This window comes from Kushneria phosphatilytica, assembly GCF_008247605.1.
GTDB lineage: Bacteria > Pseudomonadota > Gammaproteobacteria > Pseudomonadales > Halomonadaceae > Kushneria > Kushneria phosphatilytica.
This window is the reverse complement of the sequence record NZ_CP043420.1, coordinates 3,029,541-3,047,554: the sequence shown is the minus strand read 5'-3', so window position 1 is coordinate 3,047,554 and position 18,014 is coordinate 3,029,541. Positions and strand designations below refer to the sequence as shown.

Annotated in this window: 15 protein-coding genes; all 15 read left to right on the top strand. The window is 59.3% G+C overall.

Features of this window, described 5'->3' with window-relative positions:
* Positions 1 to 194: 194 nt before the first annotated feature.
* The 15 genes from rplJ (at position 195) to rplV (ending at position 18,009) form a co-directional block, all read left to right on the top strand.
* Positions 195 to 698 (top strand): 50S ribosomal protein L10, encoded by a 504-nt coding sequence (rplJ, locus tag FY550_RS14050; protein ID WP_070978001.1) that lies wholly within the window; start codon positions 195 to 197, stop codon positions 696 to 698.
* Positions 699 to 782: 84 nt separating this feature from the next.
* The gene (gene rplL, locus FY550_RS14045; protein WP_070978000.1) at positions 783 to 1,160 is read left to right on the top strand and encodes a 50S ribosomal protein L7/L12; all 378 of its coding nucleotides are present in this window, start codon (positions 783 to 785) and stop codon (positions 1,158 to 1,160) included.
* Positions 1,161 to 1,448: 288 nt separating this feature from the next.
* Entirely contained in the window at positions 1,449 to 5,525 is a 4,077-nt protein-coding gene (rpoB, locus tag FY550_RS14040) for a DNA-directed RNA polymerase subunit beta (protein WP_149054616.1), read from the top strand.
* A gap of 80 nt (positions 5,526 to 5,605) precedes the next feature.
* Positions 5,606 to 9,820: a DNA-directed RNA polymerase subunit beta' gene (rpoC, locus tag FY550_RS14035; RefSeq protein WP_149054615.1), complete on the top strand. Its 4,215-nt coding sequence runs from the start codon at positions 5,606 to 5,608 to the stop codon at positions 9,818 to 9,820.
* A gap of 160 nt (positions 9,821 to 9,980) precedes the next feature.
* On the top strand, positions 9,981 to 10,355 hold the full coding sequence (gene rpsL / locus FY550_RS14030) for a 30S ribosomal protein S12 (protein WP_070977999.1): 375 nt from the start codon (positions 9,981 to 9,983) through the stop codon (positions 10,353 to 10,355).
* 111 nt (positions 10,356 to 10,466) lie between these two features.
* On the top strand, positions 10,467 to 10,937 hold the full coding sequence (gene rpsG, locus FY550_RS14025; RefSeq protein ID WP_070977998.1) for a 30S ribosomal protein S7: 471 nt from the start codon (positions 10,467 to 10,469) through the stop codon (positions 10,935 to 10,937).
* A gap of 42 nt (positions 10,938 to 10,979) precedes the next feature.
* Entirely contained in the window at positions 10,980 to 13,097 is a 2,118-nt protein-coding gene (fusA, locus tag FY550_RS14020; RefSeq protein ID WP_149054614.1) for an elongation factor G, read from the top strand.
* A gap of 31 nt (positions 13,098 to 13,128) precedes the next feature.
* Entirely contained in the window at positions 13,129 to 14,322 is a 1,194-nt protein-coding gene (tuf, locus tag FY550_RS14015) for an elongation factor Tu (protein WP_070977996.1), read from the top strand.
* Positions 14,323 to 14,492: 170 nt separating this feature from the next.
* Positions 14,493 to 14,804, top strand: coding sequence for a 30S ribosomal protein S10 (gene rpsJ, locus FY550_RS14010; RefSeq protein ID WP_070977995.1), 312 nt, complete (start codon positions 14,493 to 14,495; stop codon positions 14,802 to 14,804).
* 138 nt (positions 14,805 to 14,942) lie between these two features.
* A complete protein-coding gene (gene rplC, locus FY550_RS14005) occupies positions 14,943 to 15,581 on the top strand; it encodes a 50S ribosomal protein L3 (protein ID WP_070977994.1) in 639 nt (212 codons plus the stop codon).
* A gap of 11 nt (positions 15,582 to 15,592) precedes the next feature.
* Complete coding sequence (gene rplD / locus FY550_RS14000) at positions 15,593 to 16,201, top strand: 50S ribosomal protein L4 (protein WP_070977993.1); 609 nt, start codon at positions 15,593 to 15,595, stop codon at positions 16,199 to 16,201.
* Positions 16,198 to 16,494, top strand: a complete 297-nt coding sequence (gene rplW, locus FY550_RS13995; protein ID WP_070977992.1) for a 50S ribosomal protein L23 — start codon at positions 16,198 to 16,200, stop codon at positions 16,492 to 16,494. Before rplD ends, rplW begins: the two co-directional genes overlap by 4 nt.
* A 16-nt stretch (positions 16,495 to 16,510) precedes the next feature.
* Positions 16,511 to 17,341 (top strand): 50S ribosomal protein L2, encoded by an 831-nt coding sequence (rplB, locus tag FY550_RS13990; RefSeq protein WP_070977991.1) that lies wholly within the window; start codon positions 16,511 to 16,513, stop codon positions 17,339 to 17,341.
* 42 nt (positions 17,342 to 17,383) lie between these two features.
* Positions 17,384 to 17,659, top strand: coding sequence for a 30S ribosomal protein S19 (gene rpsS / locus FY550_RS13985; RefSeq protein ID WP_070977990.1), 276 nt, complete (start codon positions 17,384 to 17,386; stop codon positions 17,657 to 17,659).
* A 14-nt stretch (positions 17,660 to 17,673) separates the two neighbouring features.
* Positions 17,674 to 18,009, top strand: coding sequence for a 50S ribosomal protein L22 (gene rplV, locus FY550_RS13980; RefSeq protein WP_070977989.1), 336 nt, complete (start codon positions 17,674 to 17,676; stop codon positions 18,007 to 18,009).
* The last annotated feature ends 5 nt before the right edge of the window (positions 18,010 to 18,014 follow it).

Sequence of the window (18,014 nt, the reverse complement as noted above, 5' to 3'; positions counted from 1 at the left end):
GGCGCCGTCAAAGACCGCAGGTGTTCGCGCAAGCGAACTTAATGCCGAGATTCATTTCGCGCCTGCGCAGATGGCGCGGCGCATCGGCAAGTTCCGATGCCCCGCCATCATCCAGCCCCCGCTTCTGATGCGGTGGGGGGATGGTAACCACGATGGGCCTTCGAAATCGGAGGTCCGGCACGAAGGAGTGACACATGCCGTTGCGTCTTGAAGACAAGAAGGCGATCGTTGCTGAAGTCAGTGATACCGCTGCTTCAGCGCTCTCCGTCGTCGTGGCCGATTCTCGCGGTGTTGCGGTCAGCGCCATGACCGATCTGCGCAAGCAGGCCCGCGACAATGGTGTGCATCTGCGTGTAGTACGTAACACGCTGGCACGCCGCGCCCTGCAGGGCACTTCCTGGGAGTGCCTGAATGAGACCTTTGTTGGTCCGACTCTGCTGGCGTTCTCCATGGAGCATCCCGGCGCCGGTGCGCGTCTGCTCAAGGAGTTTGCACGTCAGCAGCCGGCATTCGAGGTCAAGGCGCTGGCTTATGAGGGCGAGCTGATCCCGGCCGAGAGCATTGATCGTCTGGCGAATCTGCCGACATACGACGAAGCCATTGCCAAACTGCTGTCGGTGATGAAGGAAGCTTCCGCCGGCAAGCTGGTGCGCACGCTGGCTGCGCTGCGTGACCAGAAGCAGGAAGAAGCGGCCTGAGGCGACGAATCGTCGGCACAATCTGCCCGAAGATTTTTCAATTGAACGAGCAAGCATTGCTCTGCAGAGTTTAGGAATGCAATCATGGCACTGAGCAAAGAAGATATTATCAACGCCGTCTCCGAAATGACGGTCATGGAAGTGGCCGAGCTGATCGAGGCGATGGAAGAGAAATTCGGCGTCTCTGCCGCTGCTGCTGTTGTGGCTGGCCCTGGTGCCGGTGGTGGCGAAGCTGAAGCTGCTGAAGAACAGACCGAGTTTGATCTGGTGCTGACTGCTGGTGGTGACAAGAAAGTCAACGTCATCAAGGTGGTGCGCGGTATCACCGGGCTGGGTCTGAAGGAAGCCAAGGCTGCTGTCGACGGTGCTCCGGCAACCCTGAAGGAAGGTATGTCGAAGGAAGATGCCGAAGAGGCGAAGAAGCAACTGGAAGAAGCTGGCGCCTCCGTGGAGCTCAAGTAACCACGTGCGCAGGTTGTCTATCCTGCGCTAGCGTCTCGGCTGGTGGTGATCCGCTGCGCGGATCGCTGCCGGCCTTTTTCTGTTGCCGGATCGATCCCGACACATTGGGATCGCAGTCAGACCAGACCGCCCGATGGGCATCAACAGACAGTGTTTCGGGACGATCCGGGAATCATGACGGCGAGTGCCTTCAGGGAAGGGCTCGCCGTCAGCCGCCTGACGGGGACCTATCCTCGAGGCGTGCCGACCACGCCGGTCACTCACTGGTGAACAAGCTGGGGATTACAGATGGCTTACTCATACACTGAGAAAAAACGCATCCGCAAGGATTTCGGCAAACTGCCCCAAGTGATGGATGTGCCTTACCTGCTGGCCATCCAGCTTGATTCCTATTACGACTTCCTGCAACAGGATCGTGCGATCGAGGACCGTCACGATATCGGTTTGCACGCTGCTTTCAAATCGGTCTTTCCGATCGAGAGCTTCTCCGGTAATGCCGCGCTGGAGTATGTGAGCTATCGATTCGGTACCCCGGCCTTTGATGTCAAGGAGTGTCAGCTGCGCGGCGTAACCTACTCGGCACCGCTCCGGGTCAAGGTGCGTCTGATCATCTTTGACAAGGAGTCTTCGAACAAGGCGGTCAAGGATATCAAGGAGCAGGAAGTCTACATGGGGGAAATCCCCCTGATGACAGAAAACGGCACTTTCGTGGTCAACGGCACCGAGCGCGTCATTGTTTCCCAGCTCCACCGCAGCCCGGGTGTCTTTTTCGATCACGACAAGGGCAAGAGCCATACCTCCGGCAAATTGCTGTATTCGGCTCGAGTGATCCCCTATCGCGGTTCCTGGCTCGATTTCGAGTTTGATGCGCGTGACAACGTCTTCGTGCGTATCGATCGTCGCCGCAAGCTGCCGGCTACTGTGCTGTTGCGTGCTCTGGGGTACAGCGGCGAAGAGATTCTGGGTCAGTTCTTCGACACCGATATCTATCACATGGAGCGTGATGGCTTCACGGTAGAGCTGGTGCCGTCGCGGCTGCGTGGTGATACGGCTTCCTTCGATATTCTCGACAATGATGGCAGCGTCATCGTCGAGGCGGGACGGCGTATTACTCAGAAGCACATCCGACAGCTCGAAAAATCGGGCATCGATCGGCTCAATGTGCCAATGGAGTACATGTTCGGCAAGACACTGGCGAAGGATCAGGTCGATCCCAATACCGGTGAGCTGATCTGTGCGTGCAATACCGAGCTTAATGCCGAGCTGCTGGAAAAACTGGGTCAGGCGGGCATCAAGACCCTCGAGACGTTGTATACCAACGATCTCGATACGGGCTCCTTCATGTCCGACACATTGCGTATGGATACCACCGGCTCGCAACTCGAAGCGCTGGTCGAGATCTATCGCATGATGCGTCCGGGTGAGCCGCCGACCAAGGAAGCGGCCGAGTCGTTGTTCAACAATCTGTTCTTCACCGAGGATCGCTACGATCTCTCGGGCGTCGGGCGGATGAAGTTCAACCGGCGTCTGCGTCGCGACAGTGACAAGGGCCCCGGTGTGCTCGAGCATCAGGACATCATTGATGTGCTGAAGGAGCTGATCAACATTCGTAACGGATTCGGTGATGTCGATGATATCGACCATCTCGGCAACCGCCGTATCCGTAGTGTCGGCGAAATGGCTGAAAATCAGTTCCGCGTGGGACTGGTGCGTGTCGAGCGGGCGGTCAAGGAGCGCCTGTCGATGGCTGAAAGTGAAGGCCTGATGCCGCAGGATCTGATCAACGCCAAGCCGGTAGCTGCCGCGATCAAGGAATTTTTCGGATCCAGCCAGCTGTCTCAGTTCATGGACCAGAACAACCCCCTCTCCGAGGTGACTCACAAGCGTCGTGTGTCCGCTCTGGGGCCGGGCGGGTTGACCCGTGAGCGTGCCGGTTTCGAAGTGCGTGACGTACATGCCACACACTATGGTCGTCTCTGCCCGATCGAAACGCCGGAAGGGCCGAACATCGGTCTGATCAACTCGCTGGCGACCTATAGCCATACCAACAGCTATGGTTTCCTCGAGACTCCGTATCGCAAGGTGGAAGATCGTCAGGTCACCGATGATGTGGTGCATCTGTCGGCCATTGAAGAGGGCGACTTTGTCATCGCCCAGGCGTCTGCGACGGTTGATGAATCCGGTCGGCTGATCGATGATCTGGTGCAGGTGCGTCACAAGGGTGAAACCACCTTCATGACACCTGACAAGGTGACGCTGATGGATGTGTCGCCGCGTCAGATTGTATCGGTGGCAGCGGCCCTCATTCCATTCCTCGAGCATGATGATGCCAACCGCGCGCTGATGGGATCGAACATGCAGCGCCAGGCGGTACCGACCCTGCGAGCCGACAAGCCGCTGGTGGGCACCGGCATGGAGCGCTTTGTCGCTCGTGACTCCGGCGTCTGCGCAGTAGCGCGTCGTGGTGGTATGGTCGATTCGGTGGATGCCAAGCGTATCGTGATTCGGGTCAATGAAGATGAGATCAGCGGCGGCGAGGCCGGGGTCGATATCTACAATCTGACCAAGTACGTGCGCTCCAACCAGAACACCTGTCAGAATCAGCGCCCGATCGTTCGCCCCGGCGATAATGTCGCGGTGGGTGATATCCTGGCGGATGGCCCTTCGGTTGATACCGGCGATCTGGCACTGGGCCAGAACATTCGTATCGCCTTCATGCCCTGGAATGGCTACAACTTCGAGGATTCGATGCTGATCTCGGAGCGTGTGGTCGAGGAGGATCGTTTCACCACGATTCATATCCAGGAGCTGACCTGTGTCTCGCGCGACACCAAACTGGGACCGGAAGAAATCAGTTCCGATATTCCCAACGTGGGTGAAGCGGCGCTCGGCAAGCTGGATGAGTCGGGTATCGTATATATCGGTGCCGAGATCAATCCGGGCGATATCCTGGTCGGCAAGGTAACGCCCAAGGGCGAGACGCAGCTGACCCCGGAAGAGAAGCTGCTGCGAGCGATCTTTGGCGAGAAGGCCAGCGATGTGAAGGATACCTCGCTGCGCGCGTCAACCGGTATGAAGGGCACCGTCATTGACGTCCAGGTCTTCACCCGTGATGGCGTGGAGAAGGACCAGCGGGCCCTCTCCATCGAGCAGGAACAGCTCGACGAAGTGCGCAAGGATCTCCAAGAGACCTATCGCATCGCCGAGGACGCCACTTACGAGCGCCTCAAGCGGACCCTGTCCGGTCAGGCCGTCAACGGTGGACCGCAGCTGAAGAAGGGCGACGTCATCGACGATGCCTACCTCGAGGAACTGCCGCGGCCGCAGTGGTTCAAGCTGCGCATGCAGGACGAGTCGCTCAATGAGCTGCTCGCCCAGGCAGATGAGCAGCTCGAGATTCGCCGCAAGGAGATGGATGAGCGTTTCGAGGACAAGAAGCGCAAGCTCACTCAGGGCGATGACCTGGCGCCGGGTGTACTCAAGATCGTCAAGGTGTACCTGGCGGTGAAGCGTCGCATTCAGCCGGGTGACAAGATGGCCGGTCGCCACGGTAACAAGGGTGTGATCTCGGCGATCATGCCGGTGGAAGACATGCCGTTCGACAACGAGGGCATGCCGGTTGATCTGGTGCTCAATCCGCTGGGGGTGCCGTCGCGCATGAACGTTGGCCAGATCCTCGAAACCCACCTGGGCCTTGCGGCCTGGGGGCTGGGACGCAAGCTGGATCGTCTGGTCAATCAGGCGCGGGAGCAGCAGATCGGTGAGATCCGCGAGTTCCTCGACAAGGTCTACAACAGCAGTGGCGGTCGACGTGAGGATATCGGGTCGCTCTCCGACGATGAGGTGATCGCGCTGGCGAAGAACCTTTCGGCCGGGGTCCCGATGGCATCACCGGTGTTTGACGGTACCAAGGAGCATGAGATCAAGGGTCTGCTGAAACTGGCCGACCTGCCCGAATCGGGTCAGATGGATCTCTACGATGGTCGGACCGGTGAAAAGTTCGATCGTCCGGTCACGGTGGGCTACATGTACATGCTCAAGCTCAACCACCTGGTGGATGACAAGATGCATGCCCGCTCGACCGGCTCGTATTCGCTGGTGACCCAGCAGCCGCTGGGAGGCAAGGCGCAGTTCGGTGGTCAGCGCTTCGGCGAGATGGAGGTCTGGGCACTGGAAGCTTACGGTGCCGCCTACACCCTGCAGGAGATGCTCACCGTCAAGTCCGACGATGTCGAGGGTCGTACCCGCATGTACAAGAACATCGTCGACGGTGATCACAGCATGCAGGCCGGCATGCCGGAGTCCTTCAACGTACTGGTGAAGGAAATCCGCTCGCTGGGTATTGATATCGAGCTGGAAAGCTGAGCACAGCCGCAAGCTTCAGACAGTCCGCGGGCCCGCCTGGGTGGGCCCGCTCATGACAACTCCGCAACGGAGCCGATTTCATGAAAGATTTGGTCAAAGTTCTCAAATCTCAGGCCCAGTCCGATGAGTTCGATGCGATCAGGATTTCGCTCGCCTCGCCGGACATGATTCGCTCGTGGTCCTATGGCGAGGTCAAGAAGCCCGAGACCATCAATTATCGGACCTTCAAGCCGGAGCGCGACGGGCTGTTCTGCGCCAAGATCTTCGGTCCGGTAAAGGACTACGAGTGCCTCTGCGGCAAGTACAAGCGCATGAAGCATCGCGGCATCATCTGCGAGAAGTGCGGCGTTGAGGTTACCAAGGCCGCGGTGCGTCGCGAGCGCATGGGCCATATCGAGCTGGCCAGTCCGGTCGCGCACATCTGGTTTTTGAAGTCGCTGCCGTCGCGTATCGGCATGCTGCTGGACATGACCCTGCGCGATATCGAGCGGGTGCTCTATTTCGAGAGCTTCGTCGTGATCGATCCGGGCATGACCACGCTGGAGCGTGGGCAACTGCTCAATGACGAACAGTACTTCGAAGCGCTGGAAGAGTTTGGTGACGATTTCGATGCCCGCATGGGTGCCGAAGCCGTCCAGGCACTGCTGGCCGATATCGATCTGGGCGAAGAAGTCGAAAGACTGCGCGAGGAAATCCCGCAGACCAACTCTGACACCAAGGTCAAGAAACTCTCCAAGCGGCTCAAGCTGCTGGAAGCCTTCAACCGCTCGGGTAATCATCCGGGCTGGATGATCATGGAAGTGTTGCCGGTGCTGCCGCCGGATCTGCGCCCGCTGGTGCCACTGGATGGTGGTCGCTTTGCGACGTCCGATCTCAACGATCTCTATCGTCGCGTGATCAACCGCAACAACCGCCTCAAGCGGCTGCTCGATCTATCGGCGCCTGACATTATCGTGCGCAATGAGAAGCGCATGCTGCAGGAGTCGGTGGATGCGCTGCTCGATAACGGCCGTCGCGGCCGCGCGATTACCGGATCCAACAAGCGACCGCTGAAATCGCTGGCCGACATGATCAAGGGCAAGCAGGGGCGCTTCCGTCAGAACCTGCTGGGCAAGCGTGTCGACTATTCCGGTCGTTCGGTTATCACCGTGGGCCCGACACTGCGTTTGCACCAGTGTGGTCTGCCCAAGAAGATGGCGCTGGAGCTGTTCAAGCCGTTCATCTATTCGAAGCTGCAGGCCAATGGCCAGGCGTCCACCATCAAGGCGGCCAAGAAGATGGTCGAGCGTGAGGTCCCCGAGGTCTGGGATATCCTCGCCGAGGTGATTCGTGAGCATCCGGTGCTGCTCAACCGCGCGCCGACGCTGCACCGTCTGGGTATTCAGGCATTCGAGCCGCTGCTGATCGAAGGCAAGGCCATCCAGCTTCATCCGCTGGTCTGTGCGGCCTACAACGCCGACTTCGATGGTGACCAGATGGCCGTCCACGTCCCGCTGACGCTGGAGTCCCAGCTTGAGTCGCGGGCGATGATGATGTCGACCAACAACGTACTGTCGCCCGCCAATGGCGAGCCGATCATCGTACCCTCGCAGGATGTGGTGCTGGGTCTGTATTACATGACCCGTGAGCGTGTAGGTGCGAAGGGTGAAGGCATGACCTTCTCCGATCTCGAAGAGGTTGAGCGTGCCTATGGCACTCAGAGTGTCGAGCTGCACGCCCGCATTCGGGTGCGTCTGACCGAGTGGCTGCATGATGAGGTACAGGACACTCTGACCGAACAGATTGCGCTCAAGGATACGACGGTCGGACGTGCACTGCTCTATCGCATCGTGCCAAGGGGTATGGCGTTCGAGCTGGTTGATCGGCCGATGAAGAAGAAGGCCATCTCTCAGCTGATCAATTCGGCCTATCGGCATGTGGGGCTCAAGGATACCGTCATCTTTGCCGACCAGTTGATGTATACCGGCTTCCGTCTGGCCACCTGGTCGGGTGCTTCGATCGGCGTTAATGACTTCGTTATCCCGGAGTCGAAGACCGCCATCATCGATGCCGCCGAGGAAGAGGTGAAGGAGATCGAGGACCAGTTCTCCTCGGGTCTGGTGACGGCCGGCGAGAAGTACAATAAGGTGATCGATATCTGGGCCAAGGCCAACGACCGTGTGGCCCGTGAAATGATGACCGGTATTTCCCAGCAGACCGTGACCGACCAGGAAGGTAACGAAGTCGAGCAGGAGTCGTTCAACAGCGTCTTCATCATGGCGGACTCCGGCGCGCGTGGTAGCGCGGCGCAGATTCGTCAGCTGGCGGGTATGCGCGGTCTGATGGCGAAACCGGATGGCTCGATCATCGAGACGCCGATTACCGCCAACTTCCGTGAAGGCCTGAACGTTCTGCAGTACTTCATTTCGACCCACGGCGCGCGTAAGGGCCTGGCGGATACGGCCTTGAAGACGGCCAACTCCGGTTACCTGACGCGTCGACTGGTCGATGTGGCCCAGGATCTGGTGGTGACCGAGCATGATTGTGGCACCGAGGAAGGGCTGACCCTGCATCCGGTCATCGAAGGGGGCGATATTATCGTCTCGCTGGCCGAGCGGGTGCTGGGACGTGTGGTGGCTCGTGATGTGGTCGATCCCGAGAGTCAGGAAGTGCTGATTGCGCGTAACACCCTGCTTGACGAAGCCTGGTGTGCCCGTCTCGACACCATGGGTGTCGACGAGATCGTGGTGCGCAGCACCATCACCTGTGAGACGGCCCACGGCGTCTGTTCATGCTGCTATGGTCGCGACCTGGCTCGTGGTCATCAGGTCAATGTCGGTGAGTCGGTGGGCGTTATCGCTGCCCAATCGATTGGTGAGCCGGGTACCCAGCTCACCATGAGGACCTTCCACATTGGTGGTGCTGCCTCGCGGGCTTCGGCAGTCGACAGTGTACAGGTCAAGCACGGTGGCCGTGTCCGGCTGCACAACATGAAGAATGTTGAGCGCGCCGATGGCCAGCTGGTTGTGGTATCACGCTCCAGTGCGTTGGCGGTTGCCGATGAGCATGGGCGTGAACGGGAGTACTACAAGCTGCCGTACGGTGCCGAGTTGTCGGTCAAGGATGGCGACGAGGTCGACTCCGGCCAGATCGTGGCGCGCTGGGATCCGCACACCCATCCGATCGTTTCGGAAGTTGAGGGTCGGGTGCAGTTCACTGACATGGAAGAAGGGGTCACCATCAACCGTACCGTTGATGAAATGACCGGTCTTTCCTCCATCGAGGTGATCGAGTCCGGTAACCGTCCCAGCTCCGGTCGCGACAAGCGCCCGATGATCATGCTGCAGGACGAGCAGGGTGAGCACATCTCACTGCCGGGTTCGAATACGCCGGTGCAGTACATGCTGCCGGGCAACGCCATCGTCTCGGTTGATAATGGCGCTGCTGTGGGTATCGGTGAAGTCGTGGCACGTATCCCGGTAGAGGCGTCCGGCAACAAGGACATTACCGGTGGTCTGCCGCGTGTGGCTGATCTGTTCGAAGCGCGCAAGCCCAAGGAACCGGCCATTCTCGCCGAGAAGAGCGGTACCGTGACCTTTGGCAAGGAAACCAAGGGCAAGCGGCGTCTGACGATCAACCCGGCCGACGGCGATCCGATCGAAATGCTGATTCCGAAATGGCGTCAGATCGGGGTGTTCGAAGGTGAAACGGTTGAGCGTGGCGAAGTAATTTCGGAAGGCCCGAGCAACCCGCATGATATTCTGCGGCTGCTGGGCGTCTCCGAGTTGGCGAAATACATCGTCGCTGAAATCCAGGACGTCTATCGCCTGCAGGGTGTCGGCATCAATGACAAGCACATCGAGGTCATCGTGCGTCAGATGCTGCGCAAGGTTGAGATCAGCGAAGTGGGTGACAGTTCGTTCATCCCCGGCGAACAGGTCGAGCTGGTACGCGTGCTGGAGGAAAATGCAAGTCTGGCCGAGCAGGACAAGTTCCCCGCACGTTTCGAACGGGTACTGCTGGGTATTACCAAGGCTTCGCTGGCGACCGAGTCGTTCATCTCGGCGGCCTCCTTCCAGGAGACTACACGTGTGCTGACTGAAGCGGCCGTAACCGGCAAGCGCGATTATCTCCGTGGTCTCAAGGAGAACGTTGTGGTGGGTCGTTTGATTCCGGCAGGCACCGGGCTTGCACACCACGCCGAACGTAGACGCAAGCGTGAGGAAGCCGACCGTACGCAGCATCCGTCGGCCTGGGATGTCGAGCAGCAGTTGGGTGAGCACCTGACTGCACTGGATGCCGACGACGACCAGTAACGTTTCTTCAGCCTGGTCCTGACCTGGGCCCCGCGGCAGCCGCGGGGCCCAGGCTTGACGGGAAGAACGCGAACACCTTAGAATTCGCAGCCTTTAACAGTAGGGGGTGGTGCGCCTTCGCCTGCTGTTGAAGTCAATCATCATTGGAGCGAGCCCGTTTATGGCAACTATCAACCAGCTGGTGCGCAAGCCGCGCAAGCGCCGGCATCCGAAGAGCGACGTACCTGCGCTCGAGGCATGCCCACAACGACGCGGTGTTTGTACCCGTGTCTATACCACGACTCCGAAGAAGCCGAACTCGGCACTGCGTAAGGTTTGTCGTGTTCGCCTGACCAATGGTTACGAGGTTTCCTCGTATATCGGCGGTGAAGGCCACAATCTGCAGGAGCACTCCGTGGTCCTGATCCGCGGTGGTCGTGTCAAGGACCTGCCGGGTGTGCGTTATCACACCGTGCGTGGTGCACTGGATACTTCCGGCGTTCAGAACCGTCGCCAGGCGCGTTCGAAGTACGGTACCAAGAAACCGAAGTCCTGAAGTCTTCGGCCTCATTAATCCACGGTCTGATAAGAGTAAGGTCGGGTTGCGCCCTGTCGGGGCGTTTGAATCCCGGGTTTACCTGAAGGACCCTTCCCGAGAGGGCTTATCATGCCTAGAAGGCGTATTGCGGCGAAACGCGAAATCCTGCCGGATCCCAAGTTCGGCAGCGAGCGTCTGGCCAAGTTCATGAACCATCTGATGGTCAGCGGCAAGAAATCCGTGGCCGAGCGTATCGTCTATAATGCGCTCGATCGCGTCTCGGATCGCTCCAATGAAGAGCCGCTGGACCTTTTTGACAAGGCGCTGGAAGCCATCCAGCCGATGGTCGAAGTCAAATCACGTCGTGTTGGCGGGGCTACCTATCAGGTACCTGTCGAAGTGCGTCCCTCTCGTCGTCAGGCGTTGGCGATGCGCTGGATGGTCGACGCCGCCCGCAATCGTGGCGAGAAGACCATGGTGCAGCGCCTGGCCGGGGAAATCCTGGATGCAGCGGATGGCAAGGGTGCTGCCGTGAAGAAGCGTGAAGACGTCCATCGCATGGCAGAAGCCAACAAGGCCTTCTCTCACTACCGCTTCTAAGCGAGACGCCGCAAGGCGTTTTCAACCAACAGGATACGTATCGTGGCACGCAAGACTCCTCTAAAGCGCTACCGCAATATCGGTATCTGCGCTCACGTCGACGCCGGCAAGACGACGACGACCGAACGCGTGCTCTTTTACACCGGTCTTTCTCACAAGATCGGTGAGGTGCACGAAGGTGCGGCTGTCATGGACTGGATGGAACAGGAGCAGGAGCGGGGGATTACGATCACCTCCGCTGCGACAACCTGTTTCTGGCGCGGCATGAACCAGCAGTTCGATGAGCATCGCATCAACATCATCGATACTCCCGGGCACGTCGACTTCACCATCGAAGTGGAACGTTCGCTGCGTGTGCTTGATGGCGCGATCGTGGTGCTCTGCGCCAGCTCGGGTGTCCAGCCGCAGACCGAAACCGTCTGGCGTCAGGCCAATCGCTATGAAGTGCCGCGCATGGTGTTCGTCAACAAGATGGACCGTGCTGGCGCTGACTATTTCATGGTGATCGATCAGATGCGCAAGCGTCTGGCGGCCAACCCCGTCCCGATCCAGATCAACTGGGGTGCCGAGGACGAGTTCAAGGGCGTTATCGATCTGCTGCAGATGAAGGGCATTCTCTGGAATGAGTCCGACATGGGCATGACCTATGATCTGGTCGACATTCCGGCAGAGCTGCAGGAAACCGCCCAGGAATGGCGCGAGTTCATGCTTGAGTCCGCCGCCGAGGCCTCCGAAGAGTTGATGGAGAAATACCTCGAGGAAGGCGACCTCTCCATCGAGGAGATCAAGGCCGGCCTGCGTCGTCGTACTCTCGACAACGAAGTCGTGCTGGTGACCTGCGGTAGCGCCTTCAAGAACAAGGGCGTGCAGGCAATGCTTGACGCTGTCATCGAATACCTGCCGTCGCCGACCGAAGTCAAGGCGATCGAGGGTGAGCTCGATGATGCCGAAGGGACCATTGAAACCCGTGAAGCGGACGACAATGCGCCGTTCTCGTCCCTGGCTTTCAAGATCGCGACCGATCCCTATGTCGGTACCCTGACCTTCATTCGTGTCTACTCCGGGGTGCTGAATTCCGGCGACCAGGTGTACAACACGGTCAAGGATCAGAAAGAGCGTGTCGGCCGTATCGTGCAGATGCACTCCAATAGTCGTCAGGAGATCAAGCAGGTTTATGCGGGTGATATCGCAGCCTGTGTCGGTCTGAAGGATGTTGCTACCGGTGATACGCTGTGCGATCCGAATGCCAAGATCGTGCTTGAGCGCATGGAGTTTCCGGAGCCGGTGATTTCGGTCTCCGTGGAACCCAAGTCGCGCGCCGATCAGGAGAAGATGGGTACGGCACTGGGCAAGCTGGCCCAGGAAGATCCGTCCTTCCGCGTCAAGACCGACGAGGAAACCGGACAGACCATCATCTCCGGCATGGGCGAGCTGCACCTTGATATCATCGTCGACCGACTGCGTCGCGAGTTCAAGGTGGATGCCAATATCGGCAAGCCGCAGGTGGCCTATCGCGAAACCATCCGTCATTCGGTTGAACAGGAAGGCAAGTTCGTCCGTCAGTCGGGCGGTCGCGGCCAGTTCGGTCACGTCTTCCTGCGTATCGAGCCGATGACGGAAGAGGACCGAGGGGACGATCCTGAAAAGACGTTCACCTTTGCCTCTGAAATCGTGGGCGGCGTGGTACCCAAGGAGTATGTGCCAGCCGTCGAAAAGGGTGCCTTTGAGCAGCTGCAGAACGGTGTCATCGCCGGTTATCCGATGATTGACGTCAAGGTCACGCTGTTCGACGGTTCCTATCACGACGTCGACTCCAACGAGAATGCCTTCAAGGTTGCCTCATCGATGGCAATCAAGGAAGGCGCACGCAAGGCCGGAGCCGTGCTGCTCGAGCCGATGATGAGCGTGGAAGTGGTGACGCCCGAGGAGTTCATGGGCGACGTCATGGGTGACCTCAACCGTCGGCGTGGTCTTGTGCAGGGCATGGATGATACTTCTTCCGGGAAGATCATTCGCGCCATGGTGCCGCTGGGTGAGATGTTCGGTTACGCGACCGATCTGCGTTCTCAGACCCAGGGCCGCGCAAGCTACTCCATGGAGTTTGCGAAGTACGATGAGGCACCGTCCAGCATCGTCGAAGCCGTCATCAACCAAAACTGATCACCGATAGTCAAGTGAAGAGGTTATAGCAGTGGCCAAGGAAAAATTTGAACGTTCCAAGACGCACGTCAACGTCGGCACCATCGGTCACGTCGACCACGGCAAGACGACCCTGACGGCGGCTCTGACCCGCGTGTCCGCCGAGGTCTTCGGTGGCGAGTGGCGCCAGTTCGACACCATCGACAATGCACCGGAAGAGCGTGAGCGCGGTATCACCATCGCGACCGCCCACGTCGAGTACCAGTCCGAGGTTCGCCACTACGCGCACGTCGACTGCCCCGGCCACGCTGACTATGTCAAGAACATGATCACCGGTGCGGCACAGATGGATGGTGCCATTCTGGTCTGCTCGGCCGCTGATGGCCCGATGCCGCAGACTCGCGAGCACATCCTGCTGTCGCGTCAGGTCGGCGTTCCGTTCATCGTCGTGTTCCTGAACAAGGCCGACATGGTCGACGACGAAGAGCTGCTTGAGCTGGTCGAGATGGAAGTGCGTGAGCTGCTCAGCGAATACGACTTCCCGGGCGACGACACCCCGATCATCGTCGGTTCCGCGCTGATGGCTCTGGAAGGCAAGGACGACAACGGCATGGGTACCACTGCCGTGGCCAACCTGGTTCGTGCCATGGACGAGTACATTCCCGAGCCGGAGCGTGCCATCGATCAGCCGTTCCTGATGCCGATCGAGGACGTCTTCTCGATCTCCGGTCGTGGTACCGTTGTGACTGGCCGTGTCGAGCGCGGTATCATCAAGTCCGGCTCTGAAGTCGAAATCGTCGGTCTGCATGACACCGTCAAGACTACCGTCACCGGTGTCGAGATGTTCCGCAAGCTGCTCGACGAAGGTCGTGCAGGCGAGAACATCGGTGCGCTGCTGCGTGGTACCAAGCGCGACGATGTCGAGCGTGGTCAGGTTCTGGCGCAGCCGGGCTCCATCACTCCGCATACCGTGTTCGAGTCGGAAGTCTATATTCTGTCCAAGGACGAAGGCGGTCGTCATACGCCCTTCTTCAAGGGCTATCGTCCGCAGTTCTACTTCCGGACCACTGACGTGACCGGTACCTGTGAGCTGCCGGAAGGTGTGGAAATGGTTATGCCTGGCGATAACGTCAAGCTGACCGTAACCCTGATTGCTCCGATCGCCATGGAAGACGGTCTGCGCTTCGCCATTCGCGAAGGCGGCCGTACCGTCGGCGCTGGCGTGGTCGCCAAGATCATCCAGTAAGCATCGAGTCGTTCGATATCTCAGGGGGTCTCCGGAAGGGGGCCCCCTGTCTTGTGCCAGTTTGACACCTCGCTGTGGACTGCTTATAATGCGCGTCCTTTCTGGCGTGCGTAGGCGGTCACTGCGCCCATCGGCGCCGAGGTAGTCCGAATCCGTTGGAGCTATGGGCAATGCAGAACCAGAAAATCCGCATCCGGTTGAAGGCATTCGACCATCGCCTGATCGATCAGTCCGCACAGGAAATCGTGGATACCGCGAAGCGGACCGGTGCACAGGTGCGTGGTCCGATTCCGCTGCCGACCAATCGGGAGCGTTATACCATCCTGATTTCGCCGCACGTTAACAAGGATGCGCGCGATCAGTATGAGATCCGGACACACAAGCGTGTGCTGGATATCGTTGAGCCGACCGAAAAAACGGTCGATGCGTTGATGAAGCTCGATCTGGCCGCCGGTGTCGACGTCCAGATCAAGGTTGATTGAAACCACACTAGTCACTTTGCGGCAGGCCAGACGGGGCCGGTCGCCACGCCGGGACGGCGTCACACAATGTGCTAGTGGAATGCTCTGGAAAGGGCAGCCATAGCGGGTGATAGCCCCGTACACTAAAGGAGACTTAACATGTCCATCGGTTTGGTCGGCAGGAAGAGCGGTATGACCCGTATCTTCACCGAAGCCGGGGCCTCCGTGCCCGTAACCGTTATTGAGGTTGAGCCTAACCGCGTTACCGCTGTCAGAACGCTGGAGCGTGACGGTTATCGCGCGGTGCAGGTAACAACCGGTTCCCGCAAGTCCAAGCATCTCACCCGCGCCGTCGCCGGCCAGTTTGCACAGGCAGGTGTCGAAGCCGGTCGGTCAATGACGGAATTCCGTCTTGCCGACGCCGACGAGGATCCCTCGGTCGGTAGCGAATTCAATGTATCCCTCTTCGAAGCCGGTCAGCGCATTGACGTTATCGGCAAGTCCAAGGGCAAGGGTTATCAGGGCGCCGTCAAGCGCTGGAACTTCCGCACCCAGGACAATACTCACGGCAACTCCCTGTCGCATCGCGCTCCCGGCTCGATTGGTCAGTGCCAGACCCCCGGTCGTGTTTTCAAGGGCAAGAAAATGGCCGGCCAGCTCGGTAATGAGCGCGTCACCGTTCAGGGGCTGGAAGTCGTGCGTGTTGATGCCGAACGCAATCTGCTACTGGTCAAGGGCTCGGTGCCCGGTCATACCGGTAGCGAAGTGATCGTTCGCAGTGCCGTGAAAGCTCGCTGAGGGGTAAAACGATGAATTTCAATCTTTCAGGCGCAGATGCCGGTGCCGTCGAGCTGTCCGATGCGACATTTGGGCGGGAGTTCAACGAGTCTCTCGTGCATCAGGTCGTGACCGCCTATATGGCTGGTGCTCGTCAGGGTACCCGGGCGCAGAAGAACCGCAGTGAAGTCAGCGGTGGCGGCAAGAAGCCGTGGCGTCAGAAGGGTACCGGTCGTGCTCGAGCCGGCTCTATCCGTTCGCCGATCTGGCGTACCGGTGGCGTGACCTTTGCAGCGCGTCCTCAGGACCACTCGCAAAAGGTCAACCGCAAGATGTATCGCGCTGCGATGCGTTCCATTCTCTCCGAGCTCGTGCGTCAGGATCGCCTGGTCGCCGTGGACAGCTTTGGTGTGGACTCTCCGAAGACCCGGCAGCTGGTTGGCAAGCTGACCGAGCTGGGGCTGGATCGGGTGCTGATCGTGACCGATGAGGTCGACGATAACCTCTACCTGGCGGCGCGCAACATTCCCAACGTGGCCGTGGTCGAGGCTTCCAGTGCCGACCCTGTCAGTCTGGTCGCCTTTGACAAGGTGCTGATGACCGTACCTGCGCTGCGCAAGTTCGAGGAGAAGCTGGGATGAACCAGGAACGCGTATTCAAGGTGCTGCTCGGGCCGCACATGACCGAGAAGGCCGCCATGGCCGCCGAGAACAATCAGTATGTGTTCAAGGTGGCGCGTGATGCGACCAAACCGGAAATCAAAAAGGCCGTCGAGGCACTGTTCGACAAGAAGGTCGAGCAGGTGCAGGTGCTCAACATGAAGGGCAAGACCAAGCGCAGCGTGCGCGGCGAAGGCCTGCGCAGTGGCTATCGCAAGGCTTATGTGACCCTGGCACCGGGTGAGACCCTCGAAGACTTCACCGGCACCGAGTGAGGCAGGAGAACGGATCATGGCAGTAGTCAAAACCAAACCCACGTCCGCCGGTCGTCGCCACAAGGTCAAGATCGTTAATGCGGACCTTTACAAGGGTCGTCCGCATGCCCCGCTGGTTGAAGTCCAGTCGCGCAGCGGCGGTCGTAATAACCATGGGCGCATTACCACTCGTCATATCGGTGGTGGCAATCGTCAGCACTATCGTCTGGTCGATTTCAAGCGTAACAAGGATGGCGTTCCGGCCATTGTTGAGCGCGTGGAATATGACCCGAACCGTAGTGCGCACATTGCCCTGCTGAAGTATGTGGACGGTGAGCGTCGTTACATTCTCGCACCACGTGATGTGAAAGCAGGCGACCGGCTGGAATCGGGTGTCAATGCGCCGATTCGCCGCGGTAATGCTCTTCCGCTGCGTAATATTCCGCTGGGTTCCACCATTCACTGCATCGAGCTCAAGCCCGGCAAGGGTGGCCAGCTGGTGCGCAGTGCAGGTGCCAGTGCTCAATTGGTGGCTCGTGAAGGGAATTACGCGACCGTGCGTCTGCGTAGCGGCGAGATGCGTCGTATTCTCTCCGAATGCCGTGCAACCCTGGGCGAAGTCGGCAATTCCGAGCACAGCCTTGCGCAGCTCGGCAAGGCCGGTGCCAAGCGCTGGAAAGGCGTACGCCCGACCGTGCGCGGTGTGGCCATGAACCCGGTTGACCACCCGCATGGTGGTGGTGAGGGCCGGACCAGTGGCGGTCGTCACCCGGTCAGTCCGTGGGGCATTCCGACCAAGGGCCACAAGACGCGCAAGAACAAGCGTACCGACAAGCTGATCGTGCGTCGTCGCAACAAGTCCAGGTAATCGGTGCCACCAGGCAAACACCAGTTTTAAGGGGTAACGGCTGTGCCACGTTCACTCAAGAAAGGTCCTTTTATTGACCTTCACCTGTTGAAGAAGGTCGAGACGGCTGCGGAAAAGAACGACCGTAAACCGATCAAGACCTGGTCGCGTCGTTCGATGATCCTGCCCAATATGGTCGGGCTCACCATCGCCGTCCACAACGGTCGTCAGCATGTGCCGGTCCATGTCTCTGAAGAGATGGTCGGTCACAAGCTTGGCGAATTCGCTGCCACCCGCACCTACCGCGGTCATGCGGCTGACAAGAAAGCCCGGCGGTAAGGGAGAGGACTGCAATGGAAGAAGTAGCTGCAAAATTGCGCGGCGCTCGGCTGTCCGCCCAGAAGGCTCGTCTCGTGGCCGATCAGGTGCGGGGCAAGTCGGTAGCCGAGGCGCTTGATGTGCTGAGCTTCAGCCCCAAGAAGGCGGCCCATGTGGTGCGCCAGGTGTTGAAGTCGGCGATCGCAAACGCGGAAGAAAACAACGGCATGGACATCGACGAGCTCCGCGTCTCGACCATCTGTGTCGATGAGGGCACGACGCTCAAGCGTATCCAGCCGCGCGCCAAGGGCCGAGCTGATCGCATCATGAAGCGCACCTGCCATATCACCGTCAAGGTAGCCGAGAAGTAGGAGTC

Bases quoted from the DNA above. Each gene is read 5' to 3' on its own strand.
- rplB (WP_070977991.1), top strand. From the start codon at position 16,511: ATGGCAGTAGTCAAAACCAAACCCACGTCCGCCGGTCGTCGCCACAAG.
- rplJ (WP_070978001.1), top strand. From the start codon at position 195: ATGCCGTTGCGTCTTGAAGACAAGAAGGCGATCGTTGCTGAAGTCAGT.
- rpoB (WP_149054616.1), top strand. From the start codon at position 1,449: ATGGCTTACTCATACACTGAGAAAAAACGCATCCGCAAGGATTTCGGC.
- rpoC (WP_149054615.1), top strand. From the start codon at position 5,606: ATGAAAGATTTGGTCAAAGTTCTCAAATCTCAGGCCCAGTCCGATGAG.
- rplC (WP_070977994.1), top strand. From the start codon at position 14,943: ATGTCCATCGGTTTGGTCGGCAGGAAGAGCGGTATGACCCGTATCTTC.
- rplD (WP_070977993.1), top strand. From the start codon at position 15,593: ATGAATTTCAATCTTTCAGGCGCAGATGCCGGTGCCGTCGAGCTGTCC.
- rpsG (WP_070977998.1), top strand. From the start codon at position 10,467: ATGCCTAGAAGGCGTATTGCGGCGAAACGCGAAATCCTGCCGGATCCC.
- rplW (WP_070977992.1), top strand. From the start codon at position 16,198: ATGAACCAGGAACGCGTATTCAAGGTGCTGCTCGGGCCGCACATGACC.
- rplL (WP_070978000.1), top strand. From the start codon at position 783: ATGGCACTGAGCAAAGAAGATATTATCAACGCCGTCTCCGAAATGACG.
- rpsJ (WP_070977995.1), top strand. From the start codon at position 14,493: ATGCAGAACCAGAAAATCCGCATCCGGTTGAAGGCATTCGACCATCGC.
- rplV (WP_070977989.1), top strand. From the start codon at position 17,674: ATGGAAGAAGTAGCTGCAAAATTGCGCGGCGCTCGGCTGTCCGCCCAG.
- rpsL (WP_070977999.1), top strand. From the start codon at position 9,981: ATGGCAACTATCAACCAGCTGGTGCGCAAGCCGCGCAAGCGCCGGCAT.